The sequence below is a fragment of the Gelatiniphilus marinus genome (assembly GCF_042684345.1).
Taxonomy (GTDB): domain Bacteria; phylum Bacteroidota; class Bacteroidia; order Flavobacteriales; family Flavobacteriaceae; genus Gelatiniphilus; species Gelatiniphilus marinus.
Genome location: NZ_JBHULK010000005.1, coordinates 131130 through 156506, shown reverse-complemented (window position 1 = coordinate 156506; position 25377 = coordinate 131130). Strand labels below are relative to the sequence as shown.

Genomic DNA, 25377 nt, shown 5'->3' with positions numbered 1-25377 from the left:
TAAATTCTAATATAGAAAACCTTTCAATTTATGTTCGTTAAAAATTTTATAAATTATTAATTATAGGTTCAATTTATGAGATTCCCTCATTATTCATTGGTTCTTATTTCAAGTTAATGAATTCAAGAATCTTCGATTTCGCGGGAATGACAATTTTAACTGATGCTTTGAAGCGTCTTTTAAAAGCGATACTTTACAAATTTTCATTAAACAGATTCAACTTTTTTAACCATGCTGTTTTTCGTTCTAAAAGAAAAATATCTAAAAGCAAAAAGAAAATACCGAAGCCCAAAAACCATTGAAACTGGTCTTTATACTCGGCAAATTGTTTGGCTTCAAATTCGGTTTTATCCATTTTATTTAATATTTCCCTGATGCTTTCAACCACATTATTGGTGTTTTTTCCGTTTATATAAGCGCCATTGGCTTCTGCGGCAATACTTTTTAGCGTTTCTTCGTTTAAGCGGGTTATTACCGTTTCGCCTTGGTTGTCCTTTTTGTAATTTAAAATAATGCCATTGCGTTTTTCTGGAATGGGACCGCCTTTTACATCGCCAACGCCAATGGTAAAAATGCGGATGCCTTCGTTGTTTGCCTCTTCGGCCACCGCAGCGGCTTGTTCACTATGGTCTTCGCCATCCGAAATTATAATAAGCACCCGATTGGTTTGCTGTTCGTCATCAAAATAGGTTTTGGCGAGTTTTATGGCTTCGTTAATAGCAGTGCCTTGCGATGATAACATATCGGTATTCATGCTATTTAAAAACATTTTTGCCGATGCATAATCTGTGGTTATGGGCAGTTGCGGAAACGCTTTTCCGGCGTAGGCGATAATGCCCACGCGATCGCTTGCCAGATTGTTTATGATTTGGGTAACCAATTGCTTCGATTTTTCCAATCGGTTTGGTGCAATATCTTCGGCGAGCATACTTTTAGAAACATCGACCGCAAAAACAATATCGATACCTTCGCGTTTTACGGTTTCAAGTTTTGTGCCGATTTTTGGGTTTACTAATGCCAATGCTAAACATGCAAATGCTAAACTTAAAACCACGATTTTTAAAATGGATTTGAATAATGACCTATTTGGACTTAACCTATTAAGCTGTTTTTTATCGGCAAACTTGTTTTGTGTGTTGTGTTTCCAGATTTGGAGCACTAAAAACAATAGGAGTATTACCGGAATAATTCCCAGAGCCCAAAACCATATTTTTTCTTCTAATTGCATTAAATGTTGTTTAGTTGTTTTAAAACAAATTACAATTTCCTATATTTTTTAAAACACTTCGACAAGCTCAGTGTGACTTAATATATTCTATTTATCCTTCTTCTATATATTATTATTTAGCTTGGTTTATGAGATTTCCGCTTTCGCGGAAATGAAAAAAACTCATCTTATATAAAACTTCTAAAAAAGGTAAAGCGCAATAGTAATTCTAAAAGCAAAAACAATCCTGCTAAAAGCACTAATGAACGGTACTTTTCCTCGTAATTATAAAATTTGAATTCTTCAATTTCTGTTTTTTCAAGCTTGTTTATTTCGTTATATATTTCTTCCAGTTTTTTATTGTCTGTTGCTCTAAAATATTTCCCGCCTGTGGCCTGGGCTATTTCTTTTAGTAGTGCTTCATCTATCTCTACTTGTACCCGTCCGTATTGAAAATTTCCGTTTGGCAAAATAGCCACTGGCGACAATGCCATTCCGTTGGTTCCTAAACCAATGGTATAGGTTTTTATACCGTATTCTAAAGCGAGTTCGCTGGCTATTTTGGGGTCTATAAACCCGGAATTGTTAACGCCATCGGTTAATAAAATTATAACTTTACTGGTTGCTTTACTGTCCTTTAACCTATTTACCGCGGTTGCCAAACCCATGCCTATGGCGGTGCCACCTTCAATAATGGTGTTATATCTTATCTCTCTTAAAGACCGTAACACAATAGATTTGTCGCTGGTAATGGGTGTTTTTGTAAAGCTTTCGCCAGCGTACTCCACCAAACCAATCCTGTCGTTTGGCCTGCCTTTAATAAACTCTGCGGCTACTTGTTTTAAGGCGTCCAATCGGTTTGGCGATAAATCTTTGGCCAACATACTTGCCGATACATCTATGGCCATAACTATATCTATGCCTCGTGTGGTTTTTGTTCTGGTAGATACATCAACAGTTTGCGGTCTTGCAATGGCTGTTATTAAAAGTGCTAAAGCTAAAAGCCTTAAAGCAAACAATACGTGCTTTAATTTTGGCAACCACGAGTTGGTTATTTTAAAACCTTTTAGGCTCGATATTTTTAATTCGGCCGTTTGCTTTTTATGTTTTAGCACGTACCAAATCACGGCCAATGGCAAGAGCAGCAATAACCAAAACAATTCTTTATTTAAAAATTGGATCCCTTCAAACATTATTCTTCGGCTTCTTTAAGTTCTACTGAATTTAAAATGCGCTCTACCATGGTATCTGCATAGGTATCGTCTTTTGCACTAGTAATTATAATTTGTTGTAACACGTTTTTTGATGCAAACTGAAGCATGGTATATTTCCCTTCCTGAAGTTTTTCAGAAGTGAGGCTTGGTATTTTTAAGGTTCCGTGCGTCTTTAACCCTTCGGCCCCATTTGGTGTTGTAAACTTATCCCTTAAAACCAAAATGTCTTTGGCTCCTTTGGTCTCAAAACCTTTTAGGCTATTTTCTGAAGCTTTTTCTAAATCTATCTGGTTTTCATTGGCAGAATTCAATACGGTTGTGCTTACGGTTACCGAAAAGAAATCTAAGAGCGTGCCGTAACTAAAGGCCGAAATAGACATGTTTTGCTTCATTTCGTCCGAAATAGGCACGTCAACACGTTTTAAAACCTTTGGTGTTGAAATGGTTACGGGCGGAAAACCGTAGGCGCTGTTTACCCAATCGCCCTCTAAAAGCTCCTTGCTTTGGTGCCCTATAATAGTATCTTTAACATAGCTGAAACCATATTTTAAGCCAAAACCAACAAAGGTTGCCATGAGTAAAAACACACCAATAACAATTGTAATTATAACTTTTTTACGTTTCTTTTTTCGGGCTTGTTCTTCTTTATATTTTTCGTCTAACAGCTTTTCTTCTTCGGTGGGTTCGGGCAGTGCTTCTTTAACGTTATCAATCTCAACATCAATGGTGTTTCGGTCTAATTTAGCCAATTCTACATCTGGTGCGGATTTTGCGAATTTTACCAAATCGGCACGTTTTAAAATACTTTCAAGGTTATTGATCTCGTCTTTACTAATATCGACTTGATTGCCTTCTTTAAGAAGCCTAAGCCTACTAATTAGCTCGTCCGTGGTACTTTCCAAAGCACGGTCGTAAACCTTTTCGTCAAGATATTTTCTGATGATGAATGTAAGTTCTGAATAGTAATCCTTTAGGTTCTGGTTTTCCAGGTACTCACTTTCATCTAATTTTTTTAAAGCTAATTTTGCTCTATCGTAAGGTGGCAATAATGCTATTTGCTCTTCTTCAGTAAGTGGTTTTTTCCGCCAAACAAACCAATAGATTAAAAACCCTATAATACTGGTTATCAATAGTGTTATTAATAAATTTTTCCACCAATTGCTCCCTTTTTTATCTACTTCTATAATGGGCTTAATGTCGTAAAGCCCTTGTTTTGTGGTATCTATGGCAACGTTTTTTATTTCAACTTGCAAAGAATCGGTAAAAACCGTTTTATCGCCAATAATAATTTTTTGCCTCGGAATGCTGTACGTGCCCGAATCGAATTGTGTTAAAGCGTATTTTTTTATGAGATTGAATGTATCGTTGTTTTTTAAAGTATCGACTTTGTAGGATTCAATCATTTCTAAAGGCGAAAAGGTTTGCCCTTCGGGGAAAACCACTAAGCTCGAGCTATCGGTTTCCACCTGGATACGGTAAGTGATTTGCTCACCGATTTTTACCGAAGCTGTATCTATGGCCGAGGTAACTTGGGCGTTTAAAGCGAAAAAAGAGCATAGAAAAAAGGCCAAAGAAAAAAAGATGCAAGCCCGAAGACCGATGACCGAAGACTTCATTTCATTATTACCTTTATTTTTAAACTTTAAACTTCTCACTTTTAACTTTTAACTTTTAACTTTTAACTTTTAACTTAAATTAACCTCTTCTTTTAAAATAACCCAACAGTTTTTTAACATAGCTTTGGTCCACCCGACAATTTATTATTCCTGCTCCAGATTTTGTAAAGGCTTCCGTATAATAATCTACTTTTTCCTGATAAAACTTTCCGTAATTACGCCGTACGGTTTTTGATGATGTATTGACCAGCATCAACTCGCCGGTTTCTTCATCTTGCATTTGCACCATGCCCAAATTCGGAATTTCCTCTTCGCATTTATCGTAAACCCGAATGCCGGTAACATCGTGTTTACCAGAAACAATTTTCATGGTTTGTTTATAATCGTCTGCAATAAAATCGGAGAGCACAAACACAATGGCTTTCTTTTTCATTACGTTCGATAAAAACTTTAAAGCTTCAGCAATATTGGTTTGTTTGCTTTCGGGCTTAAACTCAATTAACTCTCGAATAATGCGCAATACGTGCGAGCGCCCTTTTTTTGGCGGAATATAAAGTTCTACTTTATCTGAAAATAAAATGAGCCCTATTTTATCGTTATTTTGAGTGGCAGAAAACGCTAAAGTTGCAGCGATTTCGGTAACTATTTCGTTTTTAAATTGCTGTTGCGTACCGAATAATTCGGAGCCAGAAACATCTACCATAAGCATCATGGTGAGTTCGCGCTCTTCTTCAAAAACCTTAACAAAAGGTTCGTTATAGCGAGCGGTTACGTTCCAATCGATATTTCGAACATCGTCTCCAAATTGATACTGGCGTACTTCAGAAAACGTCATACCACGACCTTTGAAGGTGGAATGGTATTCGCCCCCAAAAATATGATCAGACAAGCGCCGTGTCTTAATCTCAATTTTTCGTACTTTTTTTAGTAATTCTTTAGTATCCATAGCCCCCTATCCCCCAAAGGGGGAATTGATTGCGGTTAAATGTTTATTTTGATTTTTTTTTTTAACATATTGTTGTATTTAGCCCTCTAAATAACGTCTGAGTGAGCGTTCCCCTTCTGGGGGCTAGGGGGCTTTATGGTACCTCAATCTCGTTTACAATTTTGTTGATGATGTCTTCTGAAGTTACATTTTCGGCCTCGGCTTCGTATGTAATACCAATTCTGTGCCTTAAAACATCGTGTACTACAGCACGAACATCTTCGGGGATAACGTAACCTCGACGCTTAATAAAGGCAAAGCATTTGGCCGCAGTGGCCAAATTAATGCTACCACGTGGCGATGCACCAAAAGATATTAATGGTTTTAAATCGGCAAGTTTGTATTTTTCTGGGTAGCGCGTTGCGAAAATGATATCGAGTATGTATTTTTCAATTTTCTCGTCCATATAAACCTCACGAACTACCTCTTGGGCTTTTAATATTTGTGCCACAGAAACTACAGGATTTACTTTATCCCAAGCGCCTTTTAAATTGGCACGCATAATAAGTTGCTCTTCGTTTAATTTGGGGTAATCTATAACTGTTTTTAGCATAAAACGGTCAACCTGCGCCTCAGGCAACGGATACGTTCCTTCTTGCTCCACCGGGTTTTGCGTTGCCATTACCAAGAATGGTTTATCTAAAACAAAAGTTTCGTCGCCAATTGTTACCTGTTTTTCCTGCATGGCTTCCAGTAAAGCCGATTGCACTTTTGCTGGTGCCCTGTTAATCTCGTCGGCCAACACAAAATTGGCAAAAATAGGGCCTTTTTTAATAGAAAAATCATTAACCTTCATGTTGTAAATTAAGGTTCCGGTAACATCGGCAGGCAATAAATCTGGCGTAAATTGTATTCTGCTAAAACTGCCGTCAACCGCTTGTGCGAGTGTGTTAATGGCTAATGTTTTTGCCAAACCGGGAACACCTTCAAGTAGAATATGCCCTTGCCCCAAAAGGCCAATTAGCAAACGTTCAACCATGTGCTTTTGGCCCACGATAACTTTGTTCATCTCCAACATCAGCAAATCAACAAAAGCGCTTTCCTTTTCAATTTTCTCGTTAATTGTCTTAATATCAATTGTACCTGTCTCTTCCATTGTATTTAGTATTAATTATCCCGAATATACCACTCTTATTTTGGGCAGTGCAAATTGTTAAAATTTTTATTGCAATGCTGTTAAAAATTGGTTAAAAATTAAACGAAATGCAATAGCCATAAGGTTTAACACAAAATTATGATTAGTTTATAGCCAATGTTACTTTTCAAGCAAGGCCTACTTAAGTTAGATTTAAGTATTTTTATAGATGAAAAACGCAAAACACATTATTTAAAATGACAAAAACAGCCCTAATAACCGGAGCCACAAGTGGCATTGGCGAAGCCACAGCTTACGAATTTGCAAAACACGGTATTCGCTTGGTGCTATGCGGAAGACGATTGGAGCGTTTAAAAACAATTCAGCAAGCTTTAGAAAAACTAACCGATGTGCATATTTTAAATTTTGATGTTCGCGATAAAGGTGAAACGTTAAAAGCCATTGCTTCTCTCCCAAAAGATTTTAAAACCATCGATATTCTTATTAACAACGCAGGAAATGCCCACGGATTAGACCCTATACAAACTGGCAATTTAGACGATTGGGATGCTATGATGGATATAAACGTTAAAGGATTGCTTTATGTGAGCAAAGCCGTAATTCCGCAAATGACCGAAAGACAATCGGGGCATATTATAAACATAGGCTCGTTGGCAGCCAAAGAGGTTTATCCCAAAGGCAATGTATATTGCGCCAGCAAACATGCGGTTTTAGCGATTACAGAAGGGATGCGTATTGATTTGAATCCGTTTGGAATAAAAGTAGGCGCTATAAATCCGGGTTTGGTTGAAACCGAATTTTCGCAAGTGCGATTTAAGGGTGGCAAGCAAGCTGACAATGTGTACACGGGCTACAAAGCCTTACAAGCAAAAGACGTTGCTGAAGTTATTTATTTTGCAGTTTCTAGACCTCCGCACGTTAATATCGCTGATGTTTTGATGTTTTGTACAGCACAAGCGAGTTCAACTATTGTGAAAAAAGAACTTTAGAATTTAAACCATGAGATTCCCGCCTTCGCGGGAATGACAGCTATGATTAACAAACGTCTTCTAATAAAACACCTTTTGGCTCATAACGATGAGAACAGTTTTTATGATAAAAAGCGTAAAATTGATATTAGCCATAAAGAAGGAAAGGCAAAGTTTTTAAAGCATATCTGTGCGCTATCAAACAGTAACCCAAAAAACAACTCGTACATTGTAATTGGTGTAGAAGACGAGGACAATAACATTGTTGGTGTCGATTTTTTTGACGATAGTAAAATCCAGAACCTCATCAATGCCTATTTAACCCATCCGCCCATTGTACAGTACGAAAACATTCCGTTTCCGCATTTGCCCGACCATAAAGTTGTGGGGTTGGTAACCATTCGGCCCACCGGAAAAATCACTTCGTTACGCAAAAACATTTGGAAATATTACGGTGGCTCGGTGTTTTTTAGAGATGGCAGTATGAGTATGCCCAAAGTGTTCGAGGTTGAAATAAAAGACATCAATTCTAAAATTGTCGAGGCCATAGAAAACCACGCGCAAAACAATATTGAACACACGCTAGATGCTGTTTTTCATTTTATGAAAACCCGTAAAGATTACAATGCACAATACAAGGTTTTTAAAGAATATTTTGTGGTGTGCTGGTCTGGGCAAAAAAAAATAATTGATGGCGAAACCTTTTACTCCAGAGTTGATATTGAACTGATTAACGAACAGGTACGTTTGTTTTTTTCGGCCCTGGACCAGGTCGCTATTGCTATTAATGCCTATAGTTTTAAAATTATTGAGTATGTAAACCTTGGGCTTCAAAACAGCAACACCCATTATCCGTTGGAAGAAACCACAATTAGTTTTGAAGATAATGCCAGTTATAATATTGAAACCAAATTATTATTTGAACCACCCCAGTTTGATAAAAAAGTATTGCATCATATTTACAACGCTAATAATGCTATTTTAGAAAAATTAAAAAAAGGCTTGCCAATTGAAAAAACCGAAGAGGAAGATTTAAAAAACCTGCCCATAACCTATTTAATTTGCTACTTTAATCTTTTTCATGAAGCCATTGATAAACTTAACGAAGCAAAGCCTTATTTGAAAGATTATGGCGAAGAATTATACAGCCTTTACAAAGAGGCGTTACGGGTTTTAAGAAAGGTAAAATATAGTTAATTACTTGTTGATAAAGTTATTGTTAATTTAACTTTGGCTTATTGCATAAACTATTAATTATAAGCATTTTTGCAGCGCTATTAATCTTTTATAGATTTAAACCTTGTTTCTGCCAGTACATTTCTGGAATTTGAGACAAGGTTTTTTCTTTTAAATAAAACCTAGCCGATTAAAAGAATTATCAAGTATTTTTTTATCATCTACCTCAAGCCATTTATCTAATACTGTGGCGTAAATGGTTCTAAAATCTATTTCGAATTTTAAATCGCCATTATCGTCTAAATCATTTAAGCTAGCCATATTGTTGTAAAAGCCTTGTTTCTTTAAATTTTCGCCAATTACAAAAACATTGTTTGCTGTACCGTGGTCGGTGCCAACGCTCGCGTTTTGCTTAACACGACGCCCAAATTCTGAAAACGTTAAAATTAAAGTATCTTTAAATGTATCGTTATCTTTTAAATCTTGTACAAAGGCTTCAATGCTATTTGCATAAATTCCTAATAATCGTTTTTGAGCATTTAACTGATTAACGTGCGTATCGAAACCACCTAACGAGGTGTAAAAAACTTTGGTTTCTATATGCGAATTAATAAACTGCGCCGTGGTTTTCATTTGCTTTCCAAAGGTATTGTTCGGGTATTCTTTTTTGCTCGAAATGGTTTTACTGGTTTCGAAAATATATTTAGCAGACGATTCGGCAGCAATCATAGATTTGTACAAATAGCCTAAATTGTGCTCGCTTAAATGCGCATCGTTTTGGTGTTTAAGAATATTTTTAAAATAAGGATCTTTTGATAATTTATATAACGATTTGGCATCTTGAGTGGCAATGGCATTGATGCGTTCGCCTTTCATGGCTAACGATAAACTTTCGTTTACCTCAATGGCGCTATGCGGTTGTTTTCCGTAATGGTCTAAATACCTGCCAATCCATCCGCTTTGCGAATATTTATTAGAATCTGTTGCCGTTTGCCAAATATCCATAGACCTAAAATGCGACCTAACCGGGTTTGGATAGCCCACATTATTTATGATTGACAAAAACCCTTTATCGTACAATCGTTTTAAGGGTTTTAAACTGGAATGTAGCCCAACCTCATCATTAAGTTTTATTATGTTACTTTTTGCAATACCTATAGTTGGTCGTGCTTTATAATACAAATCGTTTCTAAATGGGATTACGGTATTTAAACCATCATTACCACCAGAAAGCTGTATAATAACTAAGCGTTTATACCCCAATTTGCTGCTTGCCACTTCCTCGAATGCCCTAACAAAACTAGGCACAAAAAATAAGCTACTTGCTAAGGATGAATGTTTTAAAAATTTTCTTCTGTCCATAATTTAACACATTTGATATTCTGGTAACGACATTAGTTGCACACAGTATTCTTGCTTCGATACTTTTTCTAAAGCGCTTAAATACGCTTTAGCACTGTTGTTAATTTCGCATGCCAAAAGGTGGTTTTGCAAATCATTCAATGCAACGGTTTTAAAATGATTATTAAAATACTTCCAATCGGTTTCAGTTTTAAAACGTTTCCCGTATTTTTTCTTGAACATCGCCTTTTTAGCTTCCGCATTAACATCTTTTTGCCCTTCTTTTACCTTAGAGATGTAAGCGTCATTTAACAATAATGATGGTAATTTTAAACGCAACACAATGGTATTGCTATCTATCCAGCTTCTGCCGCCTTTCCATCCCGCAACATTTGGTGGGTTTAACAGGGTTTGCCCCAGCAATTTTTGAATGTACAATAACTGCTTTGGGTTTTTAAATGTAGTGGGCACCGTTGTTTTCATTCCTACTAAAAATTCAATGGGAGATTTTATTTTTGTGCCTATGTTTTTTTCATCATAAAACCAATTTGACATTAGCATGTAACGCATTAGGTTTTCAATATCATAATCTTTATAAAACACGTTTGCCATGGCGTTTACATGGTTTTCATCTATACTATCATTTACAAAATAGCGATATATTTTTCCGCAGATATATTTGGCGCATTGTTTGTTTTCTAGAATTATATCAATAATATCTTCGCCCGAAAAGTTTCCTGTTTTACCAAAAAAAGTTTTATCACTTTCATCATGATGGCGTTTTCTAAAAACAAATTCCCCACGCAAATTATGGCTATAACCAGTAAAGGCTTTGGCACTTTCTTTAATATCGGCTTCGGTATAATGCCCAACGCCTAAAGTGAACAATTCCATTAACTCCCGTGCAAAATTTTCGTTAGGTTTTTGCTTTTTGTTTTGCTTTGTGTTTAAATATTTTGTCATAGCTGCTTCTTTTGAAACCGCATTCACAAAATCCTTAAAATTACCTAGCGCGTGTTCTCTGAGTGTGTTTTTAAATTGTTGAATATAAGTGATGCTGTTGTCTTCGCATACAAAATGATTAGCCCAGAAAAGCGTCATTTTCTCTCTTAAGATTTCAGACGAATAAGTAAGCCTATCAATCCAAGCAATATTAAGTTCTATTTGTTTTTTACGACTTATTTTCCTGATTTTACGGCGTGTTTCGGGGTCTAGTTTATTGGCACTCATTAAACTGCTTCTAAAAATTTCTTTTATTTCGGAAGTATCAACTTCAAGCGGTGTTACGTTTTTTGAAGCTACAAAAAGGCCATTGATTAATTCTTTCTTGTTTATTTTTGATAGCTTTTCAAGCTGACTTGGAAGCACTCCAAAACCTATGCGCCAATATAAATGCTGAATGTGTTTGCGTTTCATTCTGTTTTCTTTATTACACTTTTTTGACTGAATATTATCAAACAGGTTTAATCTTAAAAAAGTAAAGTACAAAAAAACCGTTTCTATTTGAAACGGTTTTTAAAATTTATTATTGATTTAAAGTCTATAAATCAAACTTAATTCCTTGAGCTAAAGGCAACTCATCAGAATAATTAATAGTGTTTGTTTGGCGTCTCATATACACTTTCCAAGCATCGCTTCCAGACTCTCGCCCGCCACCGGTTTCTTTCTCGCCACCAAAAGCACCACCAATTTCGGCACCCGAAGTCCCAATATTTACATTGGCAATCCCACAGTCTGAACCTGCATACGACAAGAATTTCTCTGCTTCTTTCAGTTCATTAGTCATAATGGATGAAGATAAACCTTGGGCAACACTGTTTTGTTTTTCAATGGCATTTTCAACCTCACCAGAGTATTTCATTAAATATAAAATGGGCGCAAAGGTTTCGTGCTGTACGATTTCAAAATGGTTTTCGGCTTCAATAATGGCAGGTTTTACGTAGCAACCACTTTGGTAACCTTCGCCACTTAAAACACCACCATTAACCAATACGTTTCCGCCTTCAGCTTTTGCTTTTTCAATAGCCGCCAAATAGGTTTTTACGGCATCTTTATCGATAAGTGGCCCAATATGGTTGTTTTCATCTAACGGATTACCTATGGTTAATTGTTTGTAAGCACCAACAATGGCGTCTCTAACTTTATTATAAACCGAGTCGTGAATAATTAAACGACGTGTTGATGTACAGCGCTGTCCACAAGTCCCCACAGCACCAAATACAGCACCGGGAACCACCACTTTTAAATCGGCCGACGGTGTGATTATTATAGCATTGTTTCCGCCTAATTCCAATAAAGATTTCCCAAAACGTTCAGCAACCGTTTTGCCAACAATGCGTCCCATTCTTGTAGAACCTGTGGCAGATACTAAAGCAACTCTTGTGTCTTTAGTCATCATTTCACCAACTTTATAATTGCCATTAATAATACAAGAAACACCTTCGGGCAAGTTGTTTTCTTTTAGAATTTCTGCGATAATATTTTGACACGCTACAGCGCATAACGGTGTTTTTTCAGAGGCTTTCCACACACAAACATCACCACAAATCCAAGCTAAAGCGGTGTTCCACGCCCAAACTGCAACAGGGAAATTAAATGCCGATATGATACCAACCACGCCAATAGGGTGCCATTGTTCGCGCATAACATGTCCAGGGCGTTCAGACGGGATGGTTTGCCCGTTTAACTGTCTGGACAATCCAACGGCAAAATCGCAAATATCAATCATTTCCTGTACTTCGCCGTAGCCTTCTTGCAAAGATTTACCCATTTCGTAAGACACTAATTTCCCCAAAGGTTCCTTTAAATCTCTTAATTTATTTCCAAATTGGCGCACAATTTCTCCGCGTTGAGGCGCTGGCATATTTCTCCAAGATAAAAACGCTTTAGTAGCAGTTTCCATTACTTTTTCGTAATCTGCTCTGGTAGTTGCTTTAACTTTTCCAATTAATTTACCATCAACTGGCGAATAGGATTCTATTATTTCTCCTTTACCAAAGCAATTCAAACCTGTTGATGTACCTTCGTTAACGGCTTTTACTCCCAATTGATTTAAAGTTTCTTGTATTCCGAAATCAGTTGTTACTGTTTTCATATATTATAATTTTTAATACTTTTATTCGATTTAAATGCCAATATACTAATTTATAGCATTTATCTTTCTCAATTTTATATTAATATGCTATCTTTAAAAGCCATTCTACGTATTTATTTGTTATGAGAAAAACCACCATTTTATTAAGCTTTTTATTGGTTTTTAGCACTTGTAAAAATGCTGAAAAGAACACCAAAGAAACTACCGAAGCTACCAAACAAGAATTTGCTATAATCATTCACGGTGGCGCGGGCACGATTTTAAAAAAGAATATGTCTGAAGAAATGGAAAGCGCTTACAAACAGAAATTAGAAGAAGCCATTCGCGTGGGTTATAATATTTTGAAAAACGGCGGAAGCAGTTTGGATGCCGTAACCAAAACCATAAACATTATGGAAGATTCGCCACTTTTTAACGCTGGGAAAGGTGCTGTTTTTACACATGAAGGAACCAACGAACACGATGCCTCGATAATGGATGGAAAAACTTTGAATGCAGGTGCATCGGCAGGAACAACAACCGTTAAAAACCCCATTGATTTGGCACGAGCCGTAATGGATAAATCGCCTCATGTGATGCTATCAGGAAAAGGGGCGGATGCTTTTGCCGAGGAACAAAATTTACAAATTGTTGACCCCAATTATTTTTACACTGAAAGGCGTTTCAAATCTCTTCAAAATATAAAAGACAAAGAAAAGACAGAACTGGATCACGATACTAAAGTGTCATTTTATGATGAAACTATTAAAGATTCTAAATTTGGAACGGTAGGTTGTGCGGCACTCGATAAAAACGGGAATTTGGCCGCTGGAACTTCAACTGGCGGCATGACTAATAAACGCTGGGGGCGCATTGGCGATTCGCCCATAATTGGCGCTGGCACTTACGCCAACAATAATACCTGCGCCGTATCGAGCACGGGTTGGGGCGAGTATTTTATTAGGGGAATGGTGGCTTATGATATTTCTGCGCTTATGGAATACAAAGGCTTATCGCTTAAAGCCGCTTCAAAAGAAGTTATTCAAAATAAACTAACCAATCTTGGTGGCACTGGCGGTATTGTTGCCATTGACAAAAACGGAAATATGGTAGCCGAATTCAACACTGCTGGGATGTATCGAGCTATAATGAATGATAAAGGGGAATTGGTTATTGGGATTTATTCTAATTAATATAAATACATAACCATGATCTTTTTACGCTTGCTAGATATAAATTTTAAGAGCAATTTAACAACCCCAAAAAGCCTAAACACCAAAATTTGAACGTAACTTTATTAACGAGAAACATCGTATGTGAAAAATATCTTTATCCTACAAAAGCTATTTCGATGTTACATTTGATAGATAAAATCATTAGGGATCTACAAATGAAACTCCCTACGCTTTCTTTTTTTAGTTATTTTGTTCATTTAAAATCCATCAATCTATGTCATTTAAAAAGCTTTTTGCTTGCGTATTGATTCTTGCGTTAGCCGCATCCTGTAAAAAGAAAGTAGTAGAAACCGATAATCTTTTCAAATTTAGAGATTACATAAGTTACACCACGTCGGGCATCACATCGGTAGCGAGCCCAATTCTAATTAATTTAGCAAACGAGGTTGATGATTGGGAAACGGGCACGGAAATTACCAATAAAACCGTTAGCATAAAACCGCATATTGAGGGCAAATTAACAGTTGCAAACAAACACACTTTGCTTTTTACGCCCGATGAACATTTAGAGCCGGCAACAGAATATACCGTAACGGTAAAACTCGGCGATATTTATAAAAATATGCCCGATGGTTTTAAGGATTATACATTTCAGTTTAAAACCATTACGCCCAATTTTAACGTGGTTACCAACCATTTGCAATCGTATAGCAAAAATTGGCAATACCTTGAGGGCGTTATAAAATCTGCCGATGTTATATCGATTAACGATGCAAAAACCATAGTTGAAGCTTCTCAAAATGGCAAAAAACTGAATCTTGTTTTTAATGAAGCCCATAAAAATTCTAAACATTTCGAGTTTAAAATTGATAGTATAAATCGACAAATTGAAGACAGCAAAATTGATATAAAATGGAGCGGTAAAACTATAAACGCTTCAAACAAAGGTGAAAACTCGCTAACGATTCCGGGAATAAATAATTTTACGATTGTAGATGTGAACGTGATTCAATCACCCGAACAACACCTATCCATCAACTTTTCCGATCCGCTTAAAAAACAACAAAATTTTGATGGTTTGGTTTCTATTCAAAAAATTAAAAACCCGAAATATATCGTTGATGGCAATGTGCTAAAAGTGTATCCAGACAGCAAATTGGTGGGCAATATTCAAGTGGATGTTTTCCAAGGCATTAAAAACACCAGCGACTTTAAACTAAAAAATCCTTTTTCAGAAATTATTGCTTTTGAAGATTTAAAACCCCAAATACGATTAATTAGTAACGGCACCATTTTACCAAATTCCGAAGCCTTAAAATTCAATTTTGAAGCCGTTAATTTAAGTGCTGTTGATGTTAGGGTAATTAAAATTTTTGAAGACAATGTGCTACAATTTCTACAAGACAACAACCTAAATAGCAATAATAAATACGATATAAAAAAGGTTGGTCGCCGCATTGCAAAACAAACCATTAAATTGCAAAACCCGGCTGAAAACACCGGAAAATGGAAAGCGTACAGCATCGATTTATCAAAGTTTTTTAAGGCCGATGCCGGCGCTATTTATCGTGTGGAATTGAGTTTCAACAGAAACTATTCGTTATACGATTGCGAGGCAAATTCAAAAATAACAAATACCGAAGAAGATGAATACAACGACTATTACGAAGAAGATTATTATCAAGATGATTTTAACGAAATATCTTCCGAAGAAGAAGACTTAAAAGAGGAAGCCTATTGGGACAATCTCGCGTACCGCTACAAAAACTACGCGTACAATTGGCGTGAGGAACAAAACCCATGTCACGATGCCTATTACAACGAGCGCAAAATAGTATCTCAAAATTTGCTCGCTTCAAACTTGGGTGTTATTGCAAAACGGGGCTCGAACAACTCGTATTATTTTGCGGTAACCAATATTTTAAACACTAATCCTGAGGCCAATGCGAAAATTACGTTATACAATTTTCAGCAACAGGAAATCGCCAGTAGAAATACCGACGAACAAGGTTTAATTACCATCGACTCCGAGAAACATGCAAATTTCGCCATTGTTTCCAAAGGACAAAACACCACCTACGTAAAACTGCACGATGGCAATTCGCTGTCGTTAAGCAAGTTTGATGTTTCCGGAAACCGACTGCAACGTGGCCTTAAAGGCTACATTTATGGCGAGCGCGGGGTTTGGCGACCGGGAGACAGCTTGCATTTAACCTTTATGCTAAACGATACCGATAACAAACTTCCCAAAGGGCATCCGGTTAAAATGGAAATTACAAATCCCAACGGGAAATTGGTTTATAAATACGTAACCAACAATAATCTCAATAACTTTTACAAATTTACCGTTCCAACGGCTCAAGAAGATAAAACAGGGAATTACAACGCCAAAGTTTCGGTTGGTGGCGCCACATTTTACAAAGGATTAAAGGTTGAAACCGTTAAACCAAACCGATTAAAAATCAAGGTAGATTTCGATAATGAAGTTCTAACCAATGATGCCCCATTAAAAGGAACTTTAGATGTAAAATGGCTCCACGGTGCACCCGGAAAAAATCTTAAAGCTGAAATTAAGGCGAAGTTTACGCCAACTCTCACCAGTTTTAAAAACTATAAAAATTACGTTTTCAACGACCCCACGCGTAAATTCAGTACCGAGGAAATCAATGTTTTTGAAGGTAGCGTTGATACCGATGGTTTAGCAAAAATTAACAGCAAATTAAATGTTGGTAAAAATGCCCCGGGCATGTTAAACGCCCAATTTTTAGTGCGTGCTTTCGAAAACGGTGGCGATTTCTCGATGGATGCCTTTACAAAACCCTACGCGCCTTATAAGTCGTTTGTCGGTTTACGTTCCCCCGAAGGAAATGCCTATGGTTCGTTTTTTACAGATGAAAACCAAACCTTCGATGTTGTGGTGGTCGATGCTTTTGGCAAGCCCATAAAACGCGACAACCTCGAAGTAAAAGTTTATAAAATTGAATGGCGTTGGTGGTGGAACTCCTCTTACGATAACCTGTCAAGTTACGTATCCAGCAGTTATCACAAACCGTATTTGAGCTCTAAAATAAATACCGATGCCAACGGAAAAAGCACCTTAAACATCAATATTCCGGATAGCGATCGTGGGCGTTACCTCATCAGGATTATCGACCCAATAAGCGGTCATGCCACAGGACGAACCGCGTATTTCTACAAAAACTGGTGGAGCAATTCCAGCTCCGGCGATAAAGAAGCGGCTAAAATGCTCATATTTTCTGCCGATAAAGAAACATACAATGTTGGCGAAACGGCAAAAATCACCTTTCAATCGGGTAGCGAAGGGCGTGCTTTGGTGAGTATTGAAAATGGTACCGAGGTTTTGGATTACAAATGGGTAAAAACACAGCAAGGCGAAACTACGGTTAATGTGCCAATAACTCCAGAAATGGCACCCAATGTATTTGTAAATATCTCACTTTTGCAACCGCATGCTATTTCGGCAAACGATTTACCTATTCGTTTATTCGGCGTTATTCCAATTATGGTTGAAGACCCAAACACCAAACTGGAACCGCAGTTAAAAATGCCCAACGTGCTGCGCCCAAAAGAAACATTTCAAGTAAATATTTCAGAAAAAAACAACAAATCCATGACTTATACGATTGCCATGGTTGAAGAAGGTTTGCTCGATTTAACACGTTTTAAAACCCCAAATGCTTGGGACGAATTTTACAAACGCGAAGCCTTGGGTGTAAAAACCTGGGATGTTTTTGATGATGTTATTGGTGCGTATTCTGGTAGTATCGACCAAGTATTTGCTATTGGTGGCGATGGTTATACAGCTGGCGGCAAAAACAAAAAAGCAAACCGTTTTAAACCTGTGGTTACTTATTTAGGACCTTTTCATTTAAAAGCCGGCGAGAAAAAATCGCATACCCTAACACTGCCAAATTACATTGGCGCAGTGCGTACCATGGTTGTTGCTGGCGATAATAAAAACCAGGCTTACGGAAGCACCGATAAATCCGTTGAGGTTAAAAAACCTTTAATGGTTTTGGCAACGCTTCCGCGGAAATTAAGCCCGGGTGAAAAAGTAACGCTTCCGGTTACCGTTTTTGCTATGGAACCCAAAGTGAAAAACGTTGCTGTTAGTTTGAAACTTAGTGATGGCATTTCAGTAATTGGTAAGAATTCAAAAACCTTAAGCTTCGCAAAACCCGATGAGCAAATGACCTATTTTCAACTTGACGTTAGCAAAGCAAAAGGCATAAATACCGTTGAAGTTATTGCCACCGGAAACGACGAAAAATCAACTTATAAAGTAGAATTAGATGTTGTAAATCCAAATCCAATGACATCAAAACATATTGATAAAACTTTAGCTGCGAATGCAACTGAAACCTTAACCTTTTCAACCTTTGGTGTTGATGGGACAAACTCTGCTACTTTAGAGTTTTCAACATTACCGCCAATGGATTTTTCGCGCAGGTTGCAATTCCTCATTCAATATCCGCATGGATGCTTAGAGCAAACCACATCGAGTGTGTTTCCGCAGTTATTTTTAACCGATATTTTCGATTTAACACATCAGAAAAAGCAAGAGATTCAAACCAATATTGAAAACGGCATTAAACGAATGGCACATTTTCAAAAACCAAATGGCGGCATGAGTTATTGGATGGGTGAAAACATTGTAAACGATTGGAGCACCAGTTACGCGGGTCATTTTATGATTGAGGCTGAAAAGAAAGGATTTGCTTTACCGCTAACCTTTAAAAGCAATTGGATTGCTTATCAAAAACAAGCGGCGAGCCAATGGCGACCAACTTACCGAACTTATAATTCCGATTTAGCACAAGCTTACCGATTATATACCTTGGCTTTGGCTGGAAGTCCGGATTTGGCAAGTATGAACAGACTGCGCGAATTCACCGAAATATCTAACGAAGCCAAATGGCGACTCGCGGCGGCCTATGCTTTAGCGGGACAAAAAGAAGCGAGTGATAACATTTCGCAATCGGCAAATATCGAGTTTAAACCCGTTAAACATAATTATTACACCTATGGTTCGAGAGACAGAAATCGAGCTATGGCCTTAGAAACCATGGTGCTTACCAAAAACCCAAAGCAACGCGAATTGGCAGAATACATCGCTAAAAGCTTATCAAGCAACCGATGGATGAGCACGCAAACCACAGCCTATAGTTTATTGGCGATGGCAAAAATGGTAAACGCCAACGGCGGAAAAGCCTTAAATATAAATTACACCATTAATGGTAAAACAGAAAATATCGACACCAAAAGTGCCATTGCACAACGCGAGTTGCAAGTAAACGATGGTTTAAATAACCTTTCTTTTACAAACCAAAAGGACAATGTGGTTTATGTGCGTGTTTTAAATTCGGGGAAATTACCGCTTGGGCACGAGCTTGCCGAACAACGTGGTTTAAGTGTATCGTATGCCTACAAAGATTTAAAAGGCAATACCATTGACGTGTCTAAGTTAAAACAAGGGCAGGATTTTGTGGCCACAGTACGTGTTAGTAATTTAAAAAACGAACTGGTTAACGATGTGGCTTTAACCCAAATTTTCCCATCGGGATGGGAAATTGTGAATACCAGATTTACCGCTTTTGGAAGTAGCACGACAAGCCAAGCGCGATATACAGATATTAGAGACGACCGCGTAAACTTTTATTTCGATTTGCCCGAAAAAGGAAAACACAGTACAAAAACCTTTAACCTGATACTGAATGCAGCCTATTTAGGTACCTATTATTTACCTGGTATTCAAGCGGAAGCGATGTACGATAACGAGTATTTGGTAAGAACGAAAGGGCAATGGGTTGTGGTTGAGAGATAGTAAATTCCTGAGCAAGTAATAGAATCTCTGTTTATGGCAGTTTAGTATATTGCTTAACTTTGTCAGAAAAAAATGTAACTTAGGTTAACATCGGATATAAGTCGTTAAAACTGCTCATATCTGCGTGCCATTACCCAACATATTGATAATCGTGCTATCGACATAAATTTAACTATATTTGGAATTTAAGTAAATCAACAAATCTGAATGAAATTAACACCTGAACAGTTATATAAAAAACTGACCAAAGAATACAAAATAATAGGCGAAAAAGGGAATATAAAATTTACGCTCAAAGATCTCACAATAACTGTAAAAGCTAAAGATACTGTTGGAAACCTAATTCAAGAATGGTTGGCTGCTTGGTTAGAAAAGAATAATGTTGAATATAGATTAAAACCAAACGCGCAAGACTTTCCAGACCTTAATTTAGATGTTGACGACCCAGAAAAAGGATTGGTTGAAGTAAAATCTTTTGACTATGATAAAGCAGCAAATTTTGATGTAGCCAATTTTATGGCTTATAGACGTTCAATCATTGATTTTCCATATAGACTTGACTCTGATTATTTGATTTTTGGATATAAAATGGTAGATGGAGCAATTGAGATAGCTGATGTTTGGTTAAAAAAAATTTGGGAAATAACTGGACCAAGTGGCGACTGGCCATTAAAATGTCAAGTGAAACAAGGCGATTTAGTTAATATTAGACCAATTAAATGGTACAATAACGACAGAACTAAATTCAAGCCTTTCAATTCTGCTTTGGAGTTTTTAAATGCTTTTCAAGAAAACCAATACAAATACGGAAAAACAAGACACGACAAAGCAACTGCACTATTTATGGACAAAATCCAAAAAGGCTATACTGCTTCAACTGGTAAATCTTTAACTTGATAATTTGCTTTGAAAATTTGGGCAACTTGACTTGCAACGTGTTCAACTACAGGAACAGCAACTGTATTTCCTAATAAATCAAAAGCCTCTGTTTCTTTTACCGGAATTTCATACCATTCGGGATAACCAAATAACCGTAACCCTTCTCTTATTGTTAATCTTCGTAAACCCCCATTGTCTGGAACCGCCAAACGTGAAACGTCAGTAGCAACAAGCGTTGGTGCAATATCGTCAGGATTCAATATTTTATTAATTTCAAAACTCAATTTTCCAGTTACGATATTGTAGCCTTTAGGTTTTGTTTCATCAAAGACACGATATTTCTTTTCACCATTTTCAGTTTCCTCACGAACTAATTTTTTTGGATGTTCAAATCTTAAATATCCTTTTTTAACCAAATCATCTAATAAAACTTTGAGATTATCACTTTTATGAAATGTTGAGATTTGTTTTAAAGTCAAAGCCATTCCATCCATCCAATCAATGCCAATTTTTTCTGCCCAATGCTTTTTTCGTCTTTCTTTAAAAAGTTTATTCAATAAATTAATCTGTTCATCAGAAACTTCGCCCTTAATTCCAATATCCCAACTGTGAATATTGTTATCACCACCTCTTTTATCTTTAATGGACTTCCCATATAAATCTTCCATTTCAAAATGTTTGAACAGCTTTTCTGTGAAATCGGACTTAATTGTTTCTAAACCTTTTTCTAAAATAGTTTTTAGAGGTTTAAATTGTTTTGTACTAAAATTCAATTTCGCGGTTTCATCTTTTGTGCCTACAATAAAAATTCGTTTACGTGATTGAGGTAAACCAAAGTCAATGGAATCTAATACTTTCCAAGTAACATTATACCCTAATTCATCCTTTAACTTGTATAGAATGGTAGATAATGTTCTTCCTATTTTATCGTTTTTGTTTTCTAAATCGTGCTTAACAAGTCCTTCAACATTTTCCAATATAAATCCATAGGGATTTTTATCTCTTAAAATTCTTTCAATTTCAAAAAACAATGTTCCTCTCGTTTCAGCAAATCCGTGACGATTTCCAGCAGCACTAAATGCTTGACAAGGAAAACCACCCAATAAAAAATCAAAATCAGGAATTTGTTCGTTTTCAACCTTAAAAATATCGCCAACAAAATAATCGTGATTAAAATTGGTTGATAATGTTTGGACTGCATAAGGTTTAATTTCAGATGTCATTACACATTCCGTTTCAAAACCTAATTCTGTAAAAGACTTTTCAAAACCCAACCTTATCCCACCAAGTCCTGCAAACAAATCTATAAATTTAACTTTCGGCATTTTGTTATTTTTTTTGGTTATAATCTGCTTCTGGTTCAGCAGCAATTGATAATTGATTTTCGTATTCTTCAATTTCTATTTTTTCACAACCAATTACAGTCAAACATTGCAAAAAGAAAGATGCACTAAAAGTACCTCGACTGATTTTACTATCGATACTTGATTTTGTTTCTTCAATTCCGATTTGTTCCAGCATACTTGCCAAGTCTGAATTTGAAATTCCTCTACGAACCAATTCTGACTTCAACAAGCGTTTGACTTTATCATTCCAATCTGACATAATTGCGGATTTGATTTATTGCAAATTTGTATAATTATTTGTAAATATGCAAATAAAAAGGCAAAAACAAAAATGCTTTGGTAACAGCAGGCATAAATAATAGCCGTTTTGGTGCTTAATCAAAGTTAGTTTTTTATCTTTAAAGTCAAGTTATTAACCGAAAAGTTATGGCATAAAATCCCCAACTACTCATAGCCGGAGCCGTTAAACAAACCTCTGCAAAAATAAAAACAACTTTCAATTTTAAAATTAGCTAGCAAACAAATACGTTAGGATTGCACCAAGCATAGGGAGCATTCTTTTTTGAAAAGAAATAAAACACAGCCATGTAACAAAACCATAAAAAATCAAACTAACAATAGTATATTTGGATTTTTAAAAAGAAGAATAAATTAGATGAGTTTTTCAAAATGGATAGGAGCTTCTTTGGGTTGGTCGTTTGGCGGACCCATTGGTGCCATAATAGGGTTAGCTTTAGGTAGTATTGTTGATGCCATGACCAGCAACAATACCAGCACACAAAACAGACAAAGCAGAACCACCTACAGAACCCAACCCAGACAACGCCCACAAACACAATCTGGCGATTTTGAAGTGAGCTTACTCGTATTAGCCTCGGTGGTTATAAAAGCAGATGGCAAGCAAGACCAGCGCGAACTGGATTTTGTACGCCAGCAATTCTTGAACATGTACGGCAAAGAACGAGCAAATAATGCCTTTAAATTATTTAAAAACATAAGCAAGCAAAATATTTCGGTACGGCCAGTGTGTTTGCAAATTAAACAAATGATGGATCACCCCTCGCGTTTACAGCTTATCCATTTTTTGTTTGGTATTGCCAAAGCCGATGGTTTTGTAACCCAAAAGGAAGTTAATCAAATATATACCATTGCAGGCTATTTAGGGATTAGTTCTCGCGATTACGAGAGCATTAAAGCCATGTTTTACAACAGTAGCGACAACGCGTATAAAATTCTTGAAATTGATAAAAGTGCTACCAACGATGCTATTAAAAAAGCCTACCGTAAAATGGCAAAAAAATACCACCCAGATAAAGTGATCCACTTAGGTGAAGAACACCAAAAAGGTGCCGAAGAAAAATTCAGGCAAGTACAAATGGCTTACGAACAGTTACAAAAAGAACGTGGGTTTTAATCGAAAAGAATTCCTTGAGGCTCTGCCTCGGGGTTTCTGTTGAAATTATCATTCCCGAGAAATCAGAAATCTAAATAACAAATTTCGATTTTTGATTCTAAGATCAAAATGATACGAGCGAAATACCTCTATGACTCTGTCTCGAGGTTGGTTAGTTTCAAGAAATTTTTATTAAAACAAAAAAACCTTGAATTTATAAATCCAAGGTTTTCTTAAAATATTTACAATAACTTTTGCTTAAGCTTGGTGAAATGCTTCAACCTGTAAAATCTCGATCTTTTTTTCACCATTTCTAAAAGGCCAAGTAATAATATCGCCAACTTTTCGGCCCACTGTAGCTACGGCAATATCGCTTAAAATTGAAGATTTACGCTTTTTGTTATTCTTTTTATCGGTAGAAACGAAAATGTATTCTTCTTCTTTATTTGCCGTGTGGTCCATAATTTTTACCCTACGGTTTACCGTTACAACGTCGTTTGGTAATTCTCTTCTACGCACCTGTTTAGCCCCTCTTAATTCTTCAAGCAATAGCGCTTCTTCTTGTTGGGTTACTTTTTTTCTTCTTACATGATCTTTAATCATATCGTAAATTCCGGTTGTTAAAATAACTTGATCTGACATAATAATATTTTTTTATAACGTTCTTATTTCCATTTGATGCTTTTACCAACGACCCAAACCATTAAACACAACATAAAACATGCAGCTGTTTAACAATAAATGCAACTTGAAAATAAAGAAAATTTAGACTGTATTGTATTCTATAAAACTATAAAAAAAGCCCCTGCCTTGAGTCTGGACAGGGTTTATAGAATAAACTCTTTGGAGTGTTTTAAAAAAATATCGTCGTGCAAGTAAGGTATTGATAGATATACCTCAAAAAAACTTGCTTGTTTAAATAAAATATAACTTGTTGCCATGTTGCCTAACGAATAAATGCAAATATAATCTTTAATTACCACATTTGCAAAACCCCTTGTTTTTTAGGTATTTAAGTATTCTTACTCCTCAAAAACAACCGTACTTTCATCTTTGGCAACGTTCAATGTAATCGTTCGTCCCAAAATCAAAGCCCTATTATCGTCTTCGTGTCCGGCGGGCATATTAAAGGCAATCGGGAAATCGTAATCTGCCAAAGCATCTAGAATAAGTTGTTCCATAGGGCTTCCCCAAGGTGTTGTGTTTTTTCGCACTTTGTTTATATCGCCAACTATCACGCCTTTGCAATCATCGAAATATCCAGCGCGTTTTAAGCTTTGTAACATGCGGTCTATATGGTATTTGTGCTCTCCAACTTCTTCAATAAACAGTATTTTTCCCGATACATCAATACTGGTTTCAGAACCTAACATAGTGTGCAACAAAGTTAAGTTGCCACCAACCAACTGCCCCGAACTTGTACCCGATTTATTATACTCAGAACCTTCAAGGGTGTAGCTTAAAGGCTTACCGAAAACAGCATCTTTAAAGGTTGAAATGGTTTCTTTAATAGCTTCTAAATCGTCTATCATACTGGTGCACATCATGGCGTGCAGGCTTTCAAAACCTTTGTTGTGAAACTGATTGTGCAGTGCCGTAATATCAGAATAACCAATGAGCCATTTGGGGTGTTTTCTAAATTTGGTATAATCTAATTTATCAAGAATCCTAACCGTTCCGTAACCACCACGGGCACACATAATGGCACTTATTGTTGGGTTGTCCAGGGCGTTTTGGAAATCTTCACAACGCTCGTTATCGGTTCCAGCAAAATGATTGTTTTGATTGAAAACATGTTTTCCAACCACGGTATGCAAGCCCCAGCTTTTAAGCAATGCCCTAGTTGCTTCTATTTCCTTGAATTTATTTTTTAAAATGCCAGAAGGCGCAACAATTGCTACCGTGTCTCCCGCTTTTAAATACGGAGGTTGTATTAATTTATTTGTTTTGTTTAATGGTTTACCTTGTGCATAAACGGTTTCTTTTCCAAAGAAAAAAAGTGTACAACTTAAAACGAGAATTAAAATATTTTTTGTCATAATGTAAATTTACATTTTTTTTCT

Annotated in this window: 18 protein-coding genes; 6 read left to right on the top strand and 12 right to left on the bottom strand. The window is 36.5% G+C overall.

The window, feature by feature from the left end; all coding sequences use genetic code 11:
* Nucleotides 1-193 precede the first annotated feature (193 nt).
* The 5 genes from ACFSQS_RS12675 to ACFSQS_RS12655 all read right to left on the bottom strand — a co-directional run bounded on the left by ACFSQS_RS12675 (nucleotide 194) and on the right by ACFSQS_RS12655 (nucleotide 6118).
* Nucleotides 194-1228 (bottom strand): VWA domain-containing protein, encoded by a 1035-nt coding sequence (locus tag ACFSQS_RS12675; RefSeq protein WP_388019477.1) that lies wholly within the window; start codon nucleotides 1226-1228, stop codon nucleotides 194-196.
* A 167-nt stretch (nucleotides 1229-1395) separates the two neighbouring features.
* A complete protein-coding gene (locus ACFSQS_RS12670; RefSeq protein WP_388019474.1) occupies nucleotides 1396-2400 on the bottom strand; it encodes a vWA domain-containing protein in 1005 nt (334 codons plus the stop codon).
* A complete protein-coding gene (locus ACFSQS_RS12665; RefSeq protein WP_388019471.1) occupies nucleotides 2400-4037 on the bottom strand; it encodes a hypothetical protein in 1638 nt (545 codons plus the stop codon). The genes ACFSQS_RS12670 and ACFSQS_RS12665 overlap by 1 nt, the downstream gene beginning before the upstream one ends.
* A gap of 79 nt (nucleotides 4038-4116) precedes the next feature.
* A complete protein-coding gene (locus ACFSQS_RS12660) occupies nucleotides 4117-4983 on the bottom strand; it encodes a DUF58 domain-containing protein (RefSeq protein WP_388019468.1) in 867 nt (288 codons plus the stop codon).
* Between the two features lie 133 nt (nucleotides 4984-5116).
* A complete protein-coding gene (locus ACFSQS_RS12655) occupies nucleotides 5117-6118 on the bottom strand; it encodes an AAA family ATPase (protein ID WP_388019465.1) in 1002 nt (333 codons plus the stop codon).
* 236 nt (nucleotides 6119-6354) lie between these two features.
* Here ACFSQS_RS12655 and ACFSQS_RS12650 point away from each other — a divergent pair, with 236 nt between their 5' ends.
* Nucleotides 6355-7107 carry an SDR family NAD(P)-dependent oxidoreductase gene (locus tag ACFSQS_RS12650; RefSeq protein WP_388019462.1) on the top strand — a complete coding sequence of 251 codons (753 nt, stop codon included), beginning with the start codon at nucleotides 6355-6357 and terminating at the stop codon, nucleotides 7105-7107.
* Between the two features lie 42 nt (nucleotides 7108-7149).
* Nucleotides 7150-8283, top strand: coding sequence for an ATP-binding protein (locus ACFSQS_RS12645; RefSeq protein WP_388019459.1), 1134 nt, complete (start codon nucleotides 7150-7152; stop codon nucleotides 8281-8283).
* A 150-nt stretch (nucleotides 8284-8433) separates the two neighbouring features.
* Here ACFSQS_RS12645 and ACFSQS_RS12640 read toward each other — a convergent pair whose 3' ends face one another.
* The 3 genes from ACFSQS_RS12640 to amaB form a co-directional block, all read right to left on the bottom strand.
* Complete coding sequence (locus ACFSQS_RS12640) at nucleotides 8434-9624, bottom strand: DUF1501 domain-containing protein (protein ID WP_388019457.1); 1191 nt, start codon at nucleotides 9622-9624, stop codon at nucleotides 8434-8436.
* Nucleotides 9625-9627: 3 nt separating this feature from the next.
* Entirely contained in the window at nucleotides 9628-11019 is a 1392-nt protein-coding gene (locus ACFSQS_RS12635) for a DUF1800 domain-containing protein (RefSeq protein ID WP_388019454.1), read from the bottom strand.
* A gap of 124 nt (nucleotides 11020-11143) precedes the next feature.
* Nucleotides 11144-12697 (bottom strand): L-piperidine-6-carboxylate dehydrogenase, encoded by a 1554-nt coding sequence (gene amaB, locus ACFSQS_RS12630; protein WP_388019452.1) that lies wholly within the window; start codon nucleotides 12695-12697, stop codon nucleotides 11144-11146.
* Nucleotides 12698-12819: 122 nt separating this feature from the next.
* On the opposite strand from amaB, the gene ACFSQS_RS12625 reads away from it, so the two are divergent.
* The 3 genes from ACFSQS_RS12625 to ACFSQS_RS12615 all read left to right on the top strand — a co-directional run bounded on the left by ACFSQS_RS12625 (nucleotide 12820) and on the right by ACFSQS_RS12615 (nucleotide 20593).
* Nucleotides 12820-13869, top strand: a complete 1050-nt coding sequence (locus tag ACFSQS_RS12625) for an isoaspartyl peptidase/L-asparaginase family protein (RefSeq protein ID WP_388019449.1) — start codon at nucleotides 12820-12822, stop codon at nucleotides 13867-13869.
* A gap of 256 nt (nucleotides 13870-14125) precedes the next feature.
* Entirely contained in the window at nucleotides 14126-19696 is a 5571-nt protein-coding gene (locus ACFSQS_RS12620) for an alpha-2-macroglobulin family protein (protein ID WP_388019446.1), read from the top strand.
* 207 nt (nucleotides 19697-19903) lie between these two features.
* Nucleotides 19904-20593, top strand: coding sequence for an NgoBV family restriction endonuclease (locus ACFSQS_RS12615; protein WP_388019443.1), 690 nt, complete (start codon nucleotides 19904-19906; stop codon nucleotides 20591-20593).
* On the opposite strand, the gene dcm is transcribed toward ACFSQS_RS12615, so the two are convergent.
* Nucleotides 20560-21900 carry a DNA (cytosine-5-)-methyltransferase gene (gene dcm, locus ACFSQS_RS12610; protein ID WP_388019440.1) on the bottom strand — a complete coding sequence of 447 codons (1341 nt, stop codon included), beginning with the start codon at nucleotides 21898-21900 and terminating at the stop codon, nucleotides 20560-20562. The genes ACFSQS_RS12615 and dcm overlap by 34 nt on opposite strands.
* A 4-nt stretch (nucleotides 21901-21904) precedes the next feature.
* A complete protein-coding gene (locus ACFSQS_RS12605; protein ID WP_388019437.1) occupies nucleotides 21905-22180 on the bottom strand; it encodes a DUF6471 domain-containing protein in 276 nt (91 codons plus the stop codon).
* 396 nt (nucleotides 22181-22576) lie between these two features.
* Here ACFSQS_RS12605 and ACFSQS_RS12600 point away from each other — a divergent pair, with 396 nt between their 5' ends.
* The gene (locus tag ACFSQS_RS12600; protein ID WP_388019434.1) at nucleotides 22577-23335 is read left to right on the top strand and encodes a TerB family tellurite resistance protein; all 759 of its coding nucleotides are present in this window, start codon (nucleotides 22577-22579) and stop codon (nucleotides 23333-23335) included.
* 237 nt (nucleotides 23336-23572) lie between these two features.
* Here the strand turns inward: ACFSQS_RS12600 and ACFSQS_RS12595 are convergent, their stop codons facing one another.
* Nucleotides 23573-23956 carry a GreA/GreB family elongation factor gene (locus ACFSQS_RS12595; protein WP_388019431.1) on the bottom strand — a complete coding sequence of 128 codons (384 nt, stop codon included), beginning with the start codon at nucleotides 23954-23956 and terminating at the stop codon, nucleotides 23573-23575.
* Nucleotides 23957-24336: 380 nt separating this feature from the next.
* Nucleotides 24337-25353, bottom strand: a complete 1017-nt coding sequence (locus tag ACFSQS_RS12590; RefSeq protein WP_388019428.1) for a S66 peptidase family protein — start codon at nucleotides 25351-25353, stop codon at nucleotides 24337-24339.
* Between the last annotated feature and the right edge of the window lie 24 nt (nucleotides 25354-25377).

What these genes read in the sequence shown, in the direction of transcription:
- ACFSQS_RS12645 (WP_388019459.1), top strand. Translation starts at nt 7,150, where the DNA reads ATGATTAACAAACGTCTTCTAATAAAACACCTTTTGGCTCATAACGAT.
- ACFSQS_RS12615 (WP_388019443.1), top strand. Translation starts at nt 19,904, where the DNA reads ATGAAATTAACACCTGAACAGTTATATAAAAAACTGACCAAAGAATAC.
- ACFSQS_RS12635 (WP_388019454.1), bottom strand. Translation starts at nt 11,019, where the DNA reads ATGAAACGCAAACACATTCAGCATTTATATTGGCGCATAGGTTTTGGA.
- ACFSQS_RS12620 (WP_388019446.1), top strand. Translation starts at nt 14,126, where the DNA reads ATGTCATTTAAAAAGCTTTTTGCTTGCGTATTGATTCTTGCGTTAGCC.
- ACFSQS_RS12595 (WP_388019431.1), bottom strand. Translation starts at nt 23,956, where the DNA reads ATGTCAGATCAAGTTATTTTAACAACCGGAATTTACGATATGATTAAA.
- ACFSQS_RS12660 (WP_388019468.1), bottom strand. Translation starts at nt 4,983, where the DNA reads ATGGATACTAAAGAATTACTAAAAAAAGTACGAAAAATTGAGATTAAG.
- ACFSQS_RS12625 (WP_388019449.1), top strand. Translation starts at nt 12,820, where the DNA reads ATGAGAAAAACCACCATTTTATTAAGCTTTTTATTGGTTTTTAGCACT.
- ACFSQS_RS12600 (WP_388019434.1), top strand. Translation starts at nt 22,577, where the DNA reads ATGAGTTTTTCAAAATGGATAGGAGCTTCTTTGGGTTGGTCGTTTGGC.
- ACFSQS_RS12670 (WP_388019474.1), bottom strand. Translation starts at nt 2,400, where the DNA reads ATGTTTGAAGGGATCCAATTTTTAAATAAAGAATTGTTTTGGTTATTG.
- ACFSQS_RS12650 (WP_388019462.1), top strand. Translation starts at nt 6,355, where the DNA reads ATGACAAAAACAGCCCTAATAACCGGAGCCACAAGTGGCATTGGCGAA.
- ACFSQS_RS12665 (WP_388019471.1), bottom strand. Translation starts at nt 4,037, where the DNA reads ATGAAGTCTTCGGTCATCGGTCTTCGGGCTTGCATCTTTTTTTCTTTG.
- ACFSQS_RS12640 (WP_388019457.1), bottom strand. Translation starts at nt 9,624, where the DNA reads ATGGACAGAAGAAAATTTTTAAAACATTCATCCTTAGCAAGTAGCTTA.
- ACFSQS_RS12605 (WP_388019437.1), bottom strand. Translation starts at nt 22,180, where the DNA reads ATGTCAGATTGGAATGATAAAGTCAAACGCTTGTTGAAGTCAGAATTG.
- ACFSQS_RS12655 (WP_388019465.1), bottom strand. Translation starts at nt 6,118, where the DNA reads ATGGAAGAGACAGGTACAATTGATATTAAGACAATTAACGAGAAAATT.
- ACFSQS_RS12675 (WP_388019477.1), bottom strand. Translation starts at nt 1,228, where the DNA reads ATGCAATTAGAAGAAAAAATATGGTTTTGGGCTCTGGGAATTATTCCG.
- amaB (WP_388019452.1), bottom strand. Translation starts at nt 12,697, where the DNA reads ATGAAAACAGTAACAACTGATTTCGGAATACAAGAAACTTTAAATCAA.
- ACFSQS_RS12590 (WP_388019428.1), bottom strand. Translation starts at nt 25,353, where the DNA reads ATGACAAAAAATATTTTAATTCTCGTTTTAAGTTGTACACTTTTTTTC.
- dcm (WP_388019440.1), bottom strand. Translation starts at nt 21,900, where the DNA reads ATGCCGAAAGTTAAATTTATAGATTTGTTTGCAGGACTTGGTGGGATA.